Below are 13,704 nucleotides of genomic sequence, written 5' to 3' on the forward strand. Positions count from 1 at the left end.
CCGCTTGCAACTATGCCGATGACCAATCAACGTTATGTTAGGAAATAGGATGAACGGCGCGTTGTGATTCGCCCGGGCCTTTTAAGCTTATCCGAGCGTTAAGCGGCGATGGCCGCGCGGCCCGTGAGGCGGCGCGGCGCTGCGATGCAGATGGGGGTCTGGCGGTGAGGCTCAGAGCGTCCGGCTGACGGCGAGCGGGGTGAGGTGCCGCGCCCCCGGGGCGGCGCGGCGGCCGCCGGCGGTATAGGTGCTGGGGATGTTCTTGCGCTGAACCTCGGCATTGACGCCGCGCACGATCTTTTCCGAGATCGCGTGCGCAGTGGCCAGCACGGTCAGGTTCACCTGCAGCATGGCGCGGAAGGTGTCGTGGTGACGGTGCAGGGTGGCGAGCAGCTCCGGCGCGGTCTGCTTCATGAAATTCTGGCTCGCCTTCAGACGACCGACGGCCGTGACGTAGTGACGGGACAGCTCGGTCTTCCTCGGGCCGAACGCCATGCCTTCGCGCAGCTTGCCGGCGCGGACCAGCTCGGTCTCCTGCTCGATGACGGCGATCAGCTCGCTCATGACGCTCACCATCTCGTCGGCGAGCGCGCGTGCCTCGGCGGCGCTGGTGGCGGCGGTGTAGGTCGTCTTCTTCGCCTGGCCCTGTGCGGTCATTTCATAACTCCCTTCGGCGCGAGCGTTTGCCGCCCACGCGCTTGTCACGCGAACATCTACGCTTTGCCGTTGGCGCCGGAGCTGCTGCCGGCCTGTTGCAGGATGAGAGTGCGGAAGACGTCGTTTGAGATGCCGACGCCGCCGGCCTTGGCGAAGTTCTTGGAATATTGCTCCGTCAGCATCGAGCGCCAGACGCCCGTGCCCGGCGTGTCGCCGAACGGACCTTCGCCCTTCACGCCGCTGGTCATCTGCGAGAACATGCTGTTGAGGAACATCGCTTCGAAGTCGGTCGCCGTCGCCTTGGCCCTGGCCTGCGCCTTGGGCGAGACCTTGGTCAGCGCCTCGGCGAGATCGAGATCGGTGCGCGGCGCGGTGACCGCCGCCGCCGTCGGCATGCTAAGGGCGACGCGGCCATGATAGGAGTCGATGAAGGACGTCGCCATCACATCACCTCGATGTCGGCTTCGATCGCGCCGGCCGCCTTGATGGCCTGGAGGATGCTGATCAGGTCGCGGGGACCGATGCCCAGGCCGTTGAGGCCGTCGACCAGCTGCTGCAAGGACACGCCGTCCTTGACGACCGCGAACTTCTTGCCTTCCTCGGTGACGCCGACGCTGGTGCGCGGCGTGACCACGGTGCGGCCGCGGGACAGCGGGTTGGGCTGGCTGACCTGCGGACTTTCGGAGATCGTGACGGTGAGGTTGCCCTGCGCCACCGCGACGGTCGCCACGCGCACGTCGCGGCCCATCACGATGATGCCGGAGCGCTCGTCGATGACGATCTTGGCGGCAAGGTCAGGATCGACCTGCAACTGCTCGATCTCGGTCAGGAAGGCGACGACGTTGCCCTTGAACTCCGCCGGGACGCTCAGTTGCACCGTCGACGGGTCGATCGGCTCGGCGGTCTTGACGCCGAGGAAATCGTTGATCGCGGCGGCGATGCGCTTGGCGGTGGTGAAGTCGGCGTTGCGCAGGGCAAGCCGTACGTTCGGCAGCCGGTTCAGCGCAAACTCGATCTCACGCTCGATGATGGCGCCGTTGGCGATGCGGCCGACGGTCGGCACGCCGCGCACGATCTTGGCGGCCTCGCCCTCGGCCTGGAAGCCGGAGATCGCGAGCGAGCCCTGCGCCACCGCATAGACGTTGCCGTCGGCGCCGAGCAGCGGGGTGACGAGCAGGGTGCCGCCCTGCAGGTTCTTGGCGTCGCCGAGCGCGGAGACCGTCACGTCCATGCGCGTGCCTTGCGTGGCGAATGGCGGCAGGTTTCCGGTGACCATGACTGCGGCGACGTTGCCGGTGCGGATGGTGGCGCCGCGGATGTTGACACCCATGCGCTCGAGCATCGCCTGCAGCGACTGCTTGGTGAACGGGATGTTGTTCAGCGTATCGCCGGTGCCGTTGAGGCCGACCACGAGGCCGTAGCCGATCAGCTGGTTCTGGCGCACGCCCTCGATATTGGCGAGATCCTTGATCCGCGAGGTCGCATTCGCAGACATGACGGTAGATGCCAGCGCCAGCACGGCGGCGCAGGCGACCTGAAACAGGCGCGTAGTTCGGACGCGTCGCATCCTATGCTCCCCTCGAACTCTTCAAGTGATCACTCGGCCACTCCCATGACCGCATGATCGACGTTCAACTATGCGAGCGCCGTGCCAGGGCGATGCTCCGGGCTAACTCATTGAAAGAGTGTGAAATCAATCGCGAGCCTTGTTGCGATCCCGGGGTGCGCCGGGGGAACGAAGCTGCCGCCCCGGCAGAATTTGCCGGGCCGTTTACGCACCGTTAACCACGACGGAGCCAATCTCCCCGTCGAGAGGCGGAAGCTTGCGGGAGCCATCGATGCGCATCTACGGACCGAAAGGCACGACGCTGGGCTCGTCGACGAGCGCGACGCGGAAGACCTCGTCCGGCGGCTTCAGGCTGCCTGATGCCGGCACCACGCAGGACACGCGCGCGACGCTCGCGCCGAAGCAGACTGCGAACATCGATGCGCTGCTGGCGCTGCAGGGCATCGAGGAGGAGCCGGCGGAGCGCCGCAAGCGCTCGGTCCAGCGCGGCAAGCGCGCGCTCGACGTGCTCGATGATCTCAAGCTGTCGCTGCTGTCCGGCAGGCTCGACACCGCGATGGCGCTGCGGCTGCGCGATGCCGCGGCCGACCTGAAGCAGACCTCGGGCGACCCGGGACTGGATGCGATCCTCTCCGAGATCGAGCTGCGCGTCGAGGTCGAGCTCGCCAAGGCCGGGCGGGGCTGAGACGCATCGCGCGCGCTCAAGCCGCCTTCGACGGCTGCTGCGCGTCGTAGCGGCGCTGCGCCGCGGTGACCTCCTTGAGATGGCGCTCGGCCCAGTCGCGCAGCGGATCGACCGCAGCGGCGAGCGTCAGCCCGAGCGGCGTGATCGAATATTCGACCGTGACCGGAACGGTCGCGATCGCGCGCCGCCGCACCAGGCCGTCGCGCTCCAGGCTCTTCAGAACCTGGGACAGCATCTTCTGCGAAATGCCTTCGATCGTCCGCCGCAACTGATTGAAGCGCAACGGTTCGTTGCGCAGCAGGATCAGGATCAGCACGGCCCATTTGTCGCCGACGCGATCCAGGATCTGGCGGGTCGGGCAGTCGGCGGCGTAGACGTTCGCGGCTCTCATCGGTTACTCCGGCGTGACCAGGTGATCTTAAAGTGCGCTCTTAACACCAGCATTCGTTCGGCTATCTAGTCACTATCGGATACCGAGGTGGCTGCGTCCAGTCTCGGATCCGACCTCGTGATCTCGAACATAGGAGCTGCCCCATGAAGATCGCCGTCGCCGGCGCGTCCGGCCGTGCCGGATCCCGTATCACCGCCGAGCTGGCCAGCCGCGGCCACCAGGTCACCGGCATCGCCCGCAACCCGGACAAGATCGAGAAGCGCGCCAACGTCACGGCGGTGCAGGGCGATGCCAACGACCGCGCCGCGCTGGCGAAACTGTGGGCCGGCCATGATGTCGCGATCAGCGCGATCCATTTCCTGGTCAGCGATGTCGAGACCCTGATCGGAGCCGCCAAGGACTCCGGCGTATCGCGTTACCTCGTGGTCGGTGGTGCCGGCTCGCTCGAGGTCGCGCCGGGTGTGCGGCTGGTGACGACGCCCGGCTTTCCGGCCATCTACAAGGCCGAGGCGGAGAAAGGTGCCGCGTTCCTCGACCGCCTGCGCCAGGAGAAGGAGCTCGACTGGACCTTCCTGTCGCCCTCGGCCATGATCGATTTCGGCGCCCGGACCGGCAAGTTCCGCCTCGGAACGGATCAGCTGCTGGTCGATGCCGACGGCAAGAGTTTCATCACCTTCGAGGACTTCGCGGTCGCGATGGCCGACGAAATCGAGCGTCCGGCGCACCGGCGGGCCCGTTTCACGGTCGGTTACTGAGGCCATCCGCGGCGTCCCGCCGGCTGGGGCCGAATTTGCCTGTGCAACGGCCCGAACGGCGGGGCGCCCGTGCCGATGGAAATATTGTCTGTCACATGAGGCCGCTATATAACGCGGCCGCGAACGGGCGTATTCCGTCCGCCGGTGCCGAAACCGGCGCCAGCACGTACAGATGGGCTGACCTTGGAAAAGTTGAAGAACTACAAACCTTCCGAAAAAGAGCCTTTCATGAACGAACGCCAGCGCGACTATTTCCGCGCCAAGCTGCTGGCATGGAAGGAGGAGATCCTGCGCGAATCGAAGCTCACCCTGCAGGCTCTGCAGGAGGAGAACGTGAACCATCCGGACCTCGCCGACCGCGCGTCGTCGGAGACCGACCGGGCGATCGAGCTTCGCGCCCGTGACCGCCAGCGCAAGCTGATCTCCAAGATCGACGCGGCGCTCCAGCGTATCGAGGACAACACCTACGGCTATTGCGAGGAGACCGGCGAGCCGATTTCGCTGAAGCGGCTCGAGGCCCGTCCCATCGCGACGCTGTCGGTGGAGGCGCAGGAACGCCACGAGAAGCGTGAAAAGGTCTATCGCGACGAGTAGATCGCGACGCTGACCTGAACGAGCAGGGATTGCGGCCGCTTGCCGGGTGCGGCCGCAGTGTTGACGGCCGAGACGCGTTCGTGCGGTCCGCACAGGCTGTGCGGGAGCGAACGCAAGCGCCTTTGTTCTCCAAACATCCGGAACTTTTCGGCGTCTGCTGAATTATCTGCGGTTCCATCTCGGAACGCCGCGGGGAATCATGGGCGAGCCGAACATAGCCAGAGGCGCGCTGGCAACGATGCAGCGTTCCTACGGCGTCCTGAGCATCAAGGGACGCCTCCTTCTGCTGGCCGGCATTCTGTTCCTGCCCTGCGTCGGGCTGATCGCCTATGTCATCGTGTCGATGGCGCAATCTGCCGACGCCTCGATCCGGCGCGGCCTGTCCTATGCCGCGCAAACGATCTCCGGTGCCGTCGACGCCGAACTGCGGCGCTACATCGCGCTCGCGGAGGTGCTGGCGAAGTCGCCTGATCTCAGCGCTGCCGATCTCAGCAGCTTCGAGGCAGAGGCGCGCCGTGTCGGTGCGGTCAGCGGCGAAGGCTGGATCATCGTGTCCGACGCCAGCGGCCGGCTGCTGCTCAACACCATCGCAACGCCGGGCAAGCCGCTCGGCGAGCGCACTCCCGAGGGCCGGCGCTCGCAGGAGCGGGCGTTTCAGTCGGGGCGGCCGTCGATCTCGGACATCTTTACCGGCCCCAACTCCGGCGCGTGGGTGGCGACCGTCGATGTCCCCGTCTTCAAGGACGGCAAGCCGTTCCGCTGCCTTTCGATTGCCATGCCGGCCGCGAGCTACACCCGGCTGCTGGCCCAGCAGCAGCTGCCGGCCGACTGGCTGGTCGGCATCATGGACGGCCAGGGCCGCTACGTTTCGCGCATCCCGAAGAACGCGACCACGACCGGGCAGCCGGCGTCGGCCGGCTGGCGGGCGACGGCCAAGACCGAGGGGATTGCGGAGTTTCCGTCGATCGAGGGCGATCGGGTCATCAACGCCAATGCGCGTCCCCAACTGAGCGACTGGACGGTCGGGGTCGGCATCAAGCAGGCGGCCTTCGCCCAGGCGATCTCCTCGACGGTCCAGACCGCGACCATCGTGGCGACGACGATCTGTGCCTTGGCGCTGCTGCTGGCGGCCGGCATCGGCCGAAGCATCGCCCGGCCGCTCGAAAGCATCGCCGTCAAGAGCGCCATCCCCGGTGAGGCCGCGCCCGCCGATCCCCCGGAGGTCCGGGCGCTCAACGCCCGACTGGCTGCGGCCGAAAGGGCGCAGGCGGAGAGTGCACGCGTCATCCAGGAGAATTTCGGGATGCTCGCCCAGGCCAGGGACGATGCGTCGCGCACGGCCGGGCAGCTCAAGCTCGCCGCGAAATACGGACGGCTTGGCACCTTTACCTGGGACGGCAGATCCGGCGCCAGCCACTGGTCCGATGAGATCGAAGAGCTCTATGGTCTTGCGCCGGGCACGTTCCCCGGGACCTATGACGCTTGGCTGGCGCTGGTGCATCCCGAGGATCAGGCGCGTGCCGACCGGGACAACAAGCAGGCGCTGATCACCGGGGAGCTCGATTCGGAATGGCGGGTGCCGCTGCCCGACGGCTCGATCCGGTGGATCGAGGCGCGCGCCCGCATGCTGGGCGGCGAGGGCGGCGGCGATCCGTACATGATCGGCGTGAACATCGACGTCACGGCCGCGAAGGAAGCCGATCGCAAGCGCGAGCTGCTGGTGCATGAGCTCGCCCATCGCGTCAAGAACAGCCTCGCCGTGGTGCAGTCGCTGGCGCATCAGCTGCTGCCGCGCCACGACGCCAAGGTCCGCGATTTCACCTCGCGCCTGCATGCGCTGGCGACGGTGCACACCAGCCTCGCCGAGAACGACTGGCAGGGCGCCGATCTCGCCGCGCTCATCAGGAGCCAGGTCGCGCCGTTCGCCGGCACACCGGATCAGCTCGCGATCAGCGGCCCCGCCGTCCTGGTCCCGGTCGAGCTGACGACGCAGCTGGCGCTCGTCATCCACGAGATGGCCTGCAACGCCAGCAAATACGGCGCGCTTACCACGCCCAACGGTCACGTCGATGTCAGCTGGTCGCTGGCGCAGGACGCGCTGCATGTCCGTTGGCAGGAGAGCGGCGGCCCGCCGGCAACAGAGCCGCCGGTGGTCGGCTTCGGCAGCCGGCTGCTGACCCGCACCGTCAGGCATCTGCAGCGGACGTTTGCCGAGAGCGGGCTGACCTGCCAGTTCGAGCTGCCCTGGCTCAGGACGCCTGGCGAGAGTTCGGTGGCCGCAACGGAAGCGAGCTGAGCGCCGGCGCGCGAAGCGCAGCGGGTCCCGACATGGCCTTGCCATCGCGCACTGCCATCCTTGCGCCCAGGAGTCCTGCCCGGAGAACGCAATTCTGATGAGCGAGGTTCTGGTTACCGGCGGCTCCGGCTTCATCGGGGCGCATGCGATCCTGCAGCTGCTGGCCGCGGGCCACCGTGTCCGCGCGACCTTGCGCAGTCCCGATCGGCGAAGCGAGGTTTTGACAATGCTCCGGCGCGGCGGTGCGACCGACACCGGGCCGCTGTCGTTTCATGCCGCCGATCTCAACAGCGACGAGGGCTGGTCGGCCGCGGTCGACGGGTGCGATTATGTCCTGCACATCGCCTCGCCGCTGCCAGCCGCCGTGCCCAAGGATGAGAGCGAGCTCATCGTGCCGGCCCGCGAGGGCACCTTGCGGGTGCTGCGGGCGGCGCGCGATGCCGGTGTCAGGCGCGTGGTGGTGACCTCATCCTTCGCCGCGATCGGCTACGGCCACGAGGGGCGGCGCCGGCCGTTCGACGAGACCGACTGGAGCCGGCTCGATGGTCCGGGCATTCAACCCTATCCGAAGTCCAAGACCCTCGCCGAGCGCGCGGCCTGGGAGTTCATCGCCCGCGAGGGCGGCGCGCTGGAGCTTGCAACGATCAATCCGGTCGCCGTGCTCGGCCCTGTCCTGGGCCCGGATTTCTCGACCTCCATCGCGATGGTGCAGGCGCTGCTGGCCGGCCAGGCCCCCGCCGTGCCTCGCATCAGCTTTGGCCTCGTCGACGTGCGCGATGTCGCCGACCTGCATCTGCGGGCGATGACAGACCCGGCCGCCAACGGCGAGCGCTTCCTGGCGATGGCGGGCCGGAGCGTCTCGCTACTGGAAATCGCGCAAGTCCTGCGCGCGCGGATGGGCGTCGGCGGGCGACGGGTGCCACGGCATGAGCTGCCTGACTGGCTGGCGCGCCTGCTCGGCGTGGTGGTGCCGCAGCTACGCGCCGTGCAGCCGCTGCTTGGGCGTTATTGCGAGGCGAGCGCCGACAAGGCGCGGCGTCTGCTCGGCTGGAGTCCACGCTCCAACGAGGACGCGATCGTCGCCACTGCGGAAAGTCTGCTCGAACTCGGTATCGTGAAACGTGAAATCGGTTGAACGAGCCGCTTGCGCCGCGGCCGCGCCGTCTCAAATTGTTGATGAAGCTGAGATGGGAGTCCAAAACTCGTTTATAAACAATCCGTTCACCATAGATCCTGCGATGCCGGTTCGGGCCGCGGGCCAGGGGAGTTGAAGGGCCATGGGAGCAGACGAGATCCTTGCCGCTGCGCGACTGATCGTGGATGCCCGCAAGCAGCGGGCGCCCCTGGGGGCTCTGCCGCCTCAGCTTCAGCCGAAGGATGAAGCGGCCGGCTATGAGATCCAGCGCGAAGTCCATTGGCTGCTCGCCGAGCAGGCCGGTGACTTCGCCGGCTACAAGATCGGCTGCACCAGCAAGGTGATGCAGGACTATCTTGGCATTCCGCATCCCTGTTCCGGCGGAGTGTTCGCGTCCGGTATTCACCAGACAGGTGTCGAACTGCGCACGGCCGACTTCGTCCGCGTGGGCGTCGAATGCGAGATCGCCGTGCGGCTCGAGCACGACCTGCCGCCGTTGGACGCGCCGTTCACCATGGATCGGGTCATCGAGGCGATCGGCGACTGTCATGCGGCGATCGAGATCGTCGACGACCGTTATGTGCAATGGCAGACGCTGGGAGCGCCGACGCTGGTCGCCGACGATTTCTTTGCTGCCGGCTGTGTCCTCGGCCCGGCGCTCCCACGCGCTGCCGTGGCGGACCTGGCCGCTGTGCAGGGCCGTGCCATCGTCAACGGCACCCTGGTCGGCGAGGGCACAGGCGCGGATGTGCTGGGACATCCGGTCCATGCGCTGGCCTGGCTTGCTAATCATCTCGCCGCGGGTGGTGACGGGCTCGAGGCCGGGCAGCTCGTCCTGACCGGCAGCCTGGTCAAGACGATCTGGCTGGGCGCGGGCGACCGGGTACGGATGGAGCTGGACGGCCTCGGCGTGGTCGAGGCCGCGTTCGTGTGAGCCGAGGTGGCGCTGGAACGCTTTGAGCTGGCGTCCATCAGCTCGGGTGTGACAACTAAAACGAACACGGCCTCCGGCAGGGGAGCTACCGGAGGCCGCGTATACATCACCCGCCGCGCCTAGGTTCGCATAGGGCAATGTGGGAGCTCGTTTTCAGAGAAGGGCGGCGGCTGCGGGGTCATGCGCCATGACCCATATCGCGCTCGGCCAATCCCTTGTCCGACCCTCCCGCCTGGGGAGGGATTTCGGTCGTGTGTCTTGGTCCTCGTTTCGATTCGCGCCTTGCGAGGTCATCGCATGGGCGGCTTCCAGTGCGACCGGGCGGCGCTCCGTCCGGTCCTTGATGCTGAGGTTTGCCTCAGAACGGCAGCAGGATGTCCATGACCTGCTGGCCGTAGCGCGGCTGCTGGATGTCGGTGATCTGGCCGCGGCCGCCGTAGGAGATGCGGGCCTGGGCGATCTTGGTGGAGTCGATGGTGTTGTCGCTCTGGATGTCCTCGGGGCGGACGATGCCGGCCACGATCAGCTCGCGGATCTCGTAGTTGACCCGGATCTCCTGCTTGCCTTCGACGACGAGGTTGCCGTTCGGCAGCACCTGGGTCACGACCGCGGCGACGCTGGTGGTCAGGGACTCCGACCGCTGGATGGTGCCCTTGCCGTCGGAGGACGAGGTGCCGTCGGCGGTCAGGATGCGGCCGGGCAGCACCTTCTGCGCCTGCACGCCGAGCGTCTTCGCGCCGATGAAGTCGGTGATGCCCGAATCCTCCTTGTTGGTGCGGCTGCGCTGGGTTTCGTTGGCGAAATTGGCCTTGTCGGAGATGCTGACCGTGACGGTCAGGAGGTCGCCGACCTGACGGGCGCGCTGGTCCTTGAAGAAGGCGCGCGAGCCGTTACGCCACAGCGAGTTCGGCGCGTAGGACACGGTCTCGGGTTTCGGCATCGGCATCTGTACCGGCTTGTAGCCCGGCTGCGTGGTCGGATTGTCGATCTCCGTCAGCTTCGGCCGCTCGCCGATCTGGCTGAGACGGTCGATCGAGGAGCATCCGCCGGCGATCGACAGCACCGCGAAGGAGACCGAGATCAGCGCGACCCGGCGCAGGCTCGATGCGCCCCGATCATCAAACTTGAACTTCGACATGAAACTTACTCGGCTTTCGGGGTGGCGGAGGTGGGAAGGCGGCTGGCGACGGCCACGGGCGCGGCGATGTCCGCTTCGGAGGTCTGCGCCGGCTTGGCGACGGCGATGTCGACGGAGACCTGGCCGCGACCCGAGACGCGGCCGGTCACGGTGCGCTTGGACTGCAGATTGAGCACGCTGACGACATCGCCTTCGGTGCCCGACTCCAGCGCCTTGCCGCGCGTGGTGAGATAGATGCCGGCGGTCTGGAAGATCAGCGTGACCGCCTGGTCGCGCTGCACGAGGTCGGGCTTGGCGAGGTCGGTGGTCTTGAGCGCCTGGCCCGCGCGCGCCGGGCGGCGCATCTGCATGCCCACCGCGAGCTCGCGCGAGGCGGGTTCGCCGCCGCCGAGCTCGGCACGCGGCCGTCGCTCGGTCTGCAGGTCGCCGGAGCGGATCATCTCGTTGCGATCGATGTTGCGGGTCAGCACCACGGCCTCGACGGTCTCGATCGCCGTGCCGGTGTAGCGCAGCTTGGTCGTACCAGCGCCATTGGCCTGGCCGAGCTCCAAGGTGATGTCGAAGCGGCCGCTGCGTGGGTCGAACCGGACGCTGGTCGGCGCCAGCGTGCCCGACATCGACGCCTCGAATTTGAGGTCCTGCACCGGCTGGTCGAAGCTGATGCTGAGGTTCGCGGCATCGCCAAGGCCGTTGCGGTGATCGAGCGCCTGGGCCACCGCCGCGCCGATCTCCTTGGCATCGACGGCGCGCGCCAGCCGCGTGACCGCGACCTCCTTGATGTCGCGGACCTCGACGCCGATCACCTGGTGGGTGCGCAGGGTCGCGATCACCTGCGCGGCCGGCAGCACGCCGGTGGTGCCGAGGTCGGGCGCGCGGTAGACGGCGATGTTGGCCGCGACGCCCGCATTGTCGATCAGGTCGCCGACGCGAACGATGTCGCCGGTGACGTTCACGGTGGAGCGCAGCACGGGCGCCTTGATCTGGTCGTCGGCCTCGCCGGCCAGCGCCGAGAGCGCAGTCGAGGCGAGCAGGGCAGCCGCAAGAAGGAAGGGACGGACGGTACGGGTCATGACGGTGATCTCCCTTCGAACCTCAGCGGAACAGCGCCGTGGTCGACTGCAGCATCTGGTCCGCGGCCGAGATGACCTTCGCGTTCATCTCGTAGGCGCGCTGCGCGGCGATCAGCTCGCTCATCTCGCTGACGACGTCGACATTGGCCTGCTCCAGGCTGCCCTGGGTGATGCTGCCGAGGCCGTCCTGGTTGGCGACGCCGTCCTGCGGCGGCCCGGAGGAGGGGGTGTCGGTGAACTGGTTGTTGCCGACCGGCTGCAGGCCGGCCTTGTTGATGAAGCGCGTGATCTGGAGCTGGCCGATGATGTTCGAGGTGGTCGAGCCCGGCAGCGTCACCGAGACCTGGCCCTGCGCGTTGACCGTGATGCCCGAGGCGTTCTGCGGGATCGTGATGGTCGGCTGCACCGGGTTGCCCTGGGCGGTGACGATGCGGCCCTGATTGTCCATCTGGAAGGTGCCGTCGCGGGTGTACTGGAAGGTGCCGTCGGGCATCAGCACCTTGAAGAAGCCCTCGCCCGAGATCGCGAGGTCGAGGTCGTTGCCGGTCTGCGACAGCGTGCCCTGGGTCATCGAGCGCGGCGTGCCGACGGTCTTGACGCCGCCGCCGATGTCGATGCCGACGGGCAGGATCGTGCCCTGGTCCGACGACTGCGCGCCGACGCGGCGCATGTGCTCGTAGATCAGGTCCTGGAACGCCACCGTCTGCTTCTTGAAGCCGGTGGTGCGGAGGTTGGCGATGTTGTTGGAGATCACCTGAACGTTGAGTTCCTGTGCCGCCATTCCGGTCGCAGCGGTGTGAAGCGCCTGCATGTCACGTCTCCTTCAAGATCTGTCAGGCCGGAACGTCGGCGAGTTTCTCGATCGCGTTCTTGCGCAGGTCGCTCTGGACCTGCAGCATGTTGGCGACCTGGGTGTAGGCACGCATCACTTCGACCATCTTGCTCATCTCGCCGACCGCGCTGACGTTCGACTTCTCGATGTAGCCCTGCTGCACGGTCGACTTGGTGTCCTGCTGTGCGGTGGCGCCGGCGGCGGCGGCGTAGAGGTTGTTGCCCTGCTTCTGCGCGGCCTGCGGATCGGCGAAGTTGACGATGCGCAGCTTGCCGCGGATCGAGTCGGTGCGGTTGAGGCCCTCGACCACCGTCACGGTGCCGTCGGGCGAGATGTTGATGTCGTGGTCGGTCTGCTGGAACACGATCGGACCGCCGGTGCCGAGCACGAGGTCGCCGGCGGCGGTGACGAGCTGGCCGAGGTTGTTCATGTGCAGATTGCCATCGCGGGTGTAGCGCTCGCCGGCCGCGGTCTGCACCGTCAGGAAGCCGTCGCCCGTGACGGCGACGTCGAGCGCGTTGCCGGTGCGCTGCATCGAGCCCTGCGAGAAGTCGCGATAGGTGCCGCGGTCCTGCACATAGGAGACCCTGCGGCCGGCTACCGGAAAATTGTCCTCATGCGCGCCGGAGGAGAGATACTCCTCGAACAGCTGCTGATCGGCCTTGAAGCCGTTGGTGTTGACGTTGGCGACGTTGTTGGCAACGACGTCGAGTTGTCGCTCCAGCACCATCTGCCGCGACAATCCGATGAGAAGCGCATTCTCCACCGGTCGATCTCCCCTCTTAACGAATCCCGTTCGCGGCACCTCTCCCAAGGCGGTCTCGACCGGGTCTTCCAGAACCGTTCAGCTCTCCCAAGCCGGCGGGTTCGCAAGGGGTACAGCGAAAGCCGTGCCAACTCTGAAACTATCGATAAATCAATGGTTTGGATTTCAGTACGGGATCACAACACCCGGCAATAACGTCTCGCTAACCATAATTGCCCGGCAAGTTTTTCCCACCGCCTCGGCAAAAGAAAGCTTCCGTTAACCATTGTTACCGTAGCGTTCCCTCAACAAAGCGCAGATGCGCTGGGAGCGTTGGTTTCGCGTCATTAAGCTTTCTGGCGGCATCGGCTCGATTTTCCGGAAGGATCCGAAAGCTATGGCCGAGAACGAAGCCGGAGCAGGCGAAGGCGAGGAGCAAGCAGGCTCGCCGAAGAGCAAGCTCAAGCTGATCATCATGGTCGTCGGCGCGCTGGCGCTGCTCGGCGTCGGCGGCGCGGCCTATTTCTTCTTCTTCAGCCACAAGAACGACGAGCATCACGCCGAGGCGGCGCCGCCGCCGAAGCCGCCGGCCTTCGTCGAGGTGCCGGACCTTCTCGTCAACCTGGTCGGCAATCCCGGTGACCGCGTCCAATATCTGAAGGTGAAGATCGTGCTCGAGGTGAAGGAGGAGAAGCAGGTCGAGACGATCAAGCCGACGCTTCCGCGCGTCACCGACATCTTCCAGACGTATTTGCGCGAGCTCCGGCCGAGCGACCTCAACGGCTCGGCGGGCCTGTTCCGGCTCAAGGAGGAGCTCACCAAGCGGGTCAACGTCGCGCTGGCGCCCAACCAGGTCAACGCGGTGTTGTTCAAGGAAATCGTGGTCCAGTAAGGCAAAGAAGCGC

At 66.7% G+C, this 13,704-nt stretch carries 15 protein-coding genes; 7 read left to right on the plus strand and 8 right to left on the minus strand.

Features of this window, described 5'->3' with window-relative positions; translation table 11 throughout:
* Positions 1-171: 171 nt before the first annotated feature.
* Genes ACQR10_RS10045 through ACQR10_RS10055 form a run of 3 tightly spaced genes read right to left on the minus strand, consistent with a single transcriptional unit; the run spans position 172 to position 2,224 of the window.
* Positions 172-657, minus strand: a complete 486-nt coding sequence (locus ACQR10_RS10045; RefSeq protein WP_316180418.1) for a hypothetical protein — start codon at positions 655-657, stop codon at positions 172-174.
* Between the two features lie 56 nt (positions 658-713).
* Complete coding sequence (flgJ, locus tag ACQR10_RS10050) at positions 714-1,100, minus strand: flagellar assembly peptidoglycan hydrolase FlgJ (RefSeq protein WP_316180420.1); 387 nt, start codon at positions 1,098-1,100, stop codon at positions 714-716.
* Positions 1,100-2,224: a flagellar basal body P-ring protein FlgI gene (locus ACQR10_RS10055; protein ID WP_315738786.1), complete on the minus strand. Its 1,125-nt coding sequence runs from the start codon at positions 2,222-2,224 to the stop codon at positions 1,100-1,102. The genes flgJ and ACQR10_RS10055 overlap by 1 nt, the downstream gene beginning before the upstream one ends.
* 271 nt (positions 2,225-2,495) lie before the next feature.
* Between ACQR10_RS10055 and ACQR10_RS10060 the strand changes: the two genes are divergently transcribed.
* Positions 2,496-2,909, plus strand: a complete 414-nt coding sequence (locus tag ACQR10_RS10060) for a flagellar assembly protein FliX (RefSeq protein ID WP_316180422.1) — start codon at positions 2,496-2,498, stop codon at positions 2,907-2,909.
* Between the two features lie 16 nt (positions 2,910-2,925).
* Here the strand turns inward: ACQR10_RS10060 and ACQR10_RS10065 are convergent, their stop codons facing one another.
* Complete coding sequence (locus ACQR10_RS10065) at positions 2,926-3,300, minus strand: winged helix-turn-helix transcriptional regulator (RefSeq protein WP_315804303.1); 375 nt, start codon at positions 3,298-3,300, stop codon at positions 2,926-2,928.
* Positions 3,301-3,443: 143 nt separating this feature from the next.
* Between ACQR10_RS10065 and ACQR10_RS10070 the strand changes: the two genes are divergently transcribed.
* The 5 genes from ACQR10_RS10070 (at position 3,444) to ACQR10_RS10090 (ending at position 9,014) form a co-directional block, all read left to right on the plus strand.
* Positions 3,444-4,055, plus strand: coding sequence for an NAD(P)-dependent oxidoreductase (locus tag ACQR10_RS10070; protein WP_316218150.1), 612 nt, complete (start codon positions 3,444-3,446; stop codon positions 4,053-4,055).
* A 228-nt stretch (positions 4,056-4,283) separates the two neighbouring features.
* Positions 4,284-4,649 (plus strand): RNA polymerase-binding protein DksA, encoded by a 366-nt coding sequence (gene dksA, locus ACQR10_RS10075; protein WP_170323279.1) that lies wholly within the window; start codon positions 4,284-4,286, stop codon positions 4,647-4,649.
* A gap of 238 nt (positions 4,650-4,887) precedes the next feature.
* Positions 4,888-6,945, plus strand: a complete 2,058-nt coding sequence (locus ACQR10_RS10080; RefSeq protein WP_434848763.1) for a sensor histidine kinase — start codon at positions 4,888-4,890, stop codon at positions 6,943-6,945.
* Between the two features lie 97 nt (positions 6,946-7,042).
* Positions 7,043-8,080, plus strand: a complete 1,038-nt coding sequence (locus ACQR10_RS10085) for an SDR family oxidoreductase (RefSeq protein ID WP_316218148.1) — start codon at positions 7,043-7,045, stop codon at positions 8,078-8,080.
* Between the two features lie 142 nt (positions 8,081-8,222).
* Complete coding sequence (locus ACQR10_RS10090) at positions 8,223-9,014, plus strand: 2-keto-4-pentenoate hydratase (protein WP_316218147.1); 792 nt, start codon at positions 8,223-8,225, stop codon at positions 9,012-9,014.
* A gap of 358 nt (positions 9,015-9,372) precedes the next feature.
* Here ACQR10_RS10090 and flgH read toward each other — a convergent pair whose 3' ends face one another.
* From flgH to flgF, 4 genes are read right to left on the minus strand one after another with little or no spacing between them, the layout of a single operon-like run.
* Positions 9,373-10,152: a flagellar basal body L-ring protein FlgH gene (gene flgH / locus ACQR10_RS10095; protein ID WP_315804298.1), complete on the minus strand. Its 780-nt coding sequence runs from the start codon at positions 10,150-10,152 to the stop codon at positions 9,373-9,375.
* Between the two features lie 5 nt (positions 10,153-10,157).
* Positions 10,158-11,222, minus strand: a complete 1,065-nt coding sequence (flgA, locus tag ACQR10_RS10100) for a flagellar basal body P-ring formation chaperone FlgA (protein WP_316180435.1) — start codon at positions 11,220-11,222, stop codon at positions 10,158-10,160.
* 22 nt (positions 11,223-11,244) lie between these two features.
* Entirely contained in the window at positions 11,245-12,033 is a 789-nt protein-coding gene (gene flgG / locus ACQR10_RS10105; RefSeq protein ID WP_315804296.1) for a flagellar basal-body rod protein FlgG, read from the minus strand.
* A 22-nt stretch (positions 12,034-12,055) separates the two neighbouring features.
* Complete coding sequence (gene flgF, locus ACQR10_RS10110; RefSeq protein WP_316180437.1) at positions 12,056-12,820, minus strand: flagellar basal-body rod protein FlgF; 765 nt, start codon at positions 12,818-12,820, stop codon at positions 12,056-12,058.
* A 376-nt stretch (positions 12,821-13,196) separates the two neighbouring features.
* On the opposite strand from flgF, the gene fliL reads away from it, so the two are divergent.
* Complete coding sequence (gene fliL, locus ACQR10_RS10115; RefSeq protein ID WP_315804294.1) at positions 13,197-13,691, plus strand: flagellar basal body-associated protein FliL; 495 nt, start codon at positions 13,197-13,199, stop codon at positions 13,689-13,691.
* Positions 13,692-13,704: the final 13 nt, after the last annotated feature.

Source organism: Bradyrhizobium sp. HKCCYLRH2060 (assembly GCF_051168135.1).
GTDB lineage: Bacteria > Pseudomonadota > Alphaproteobacteria > Rhizobiales > Xanthobacteraceae > Bradyrhizobium.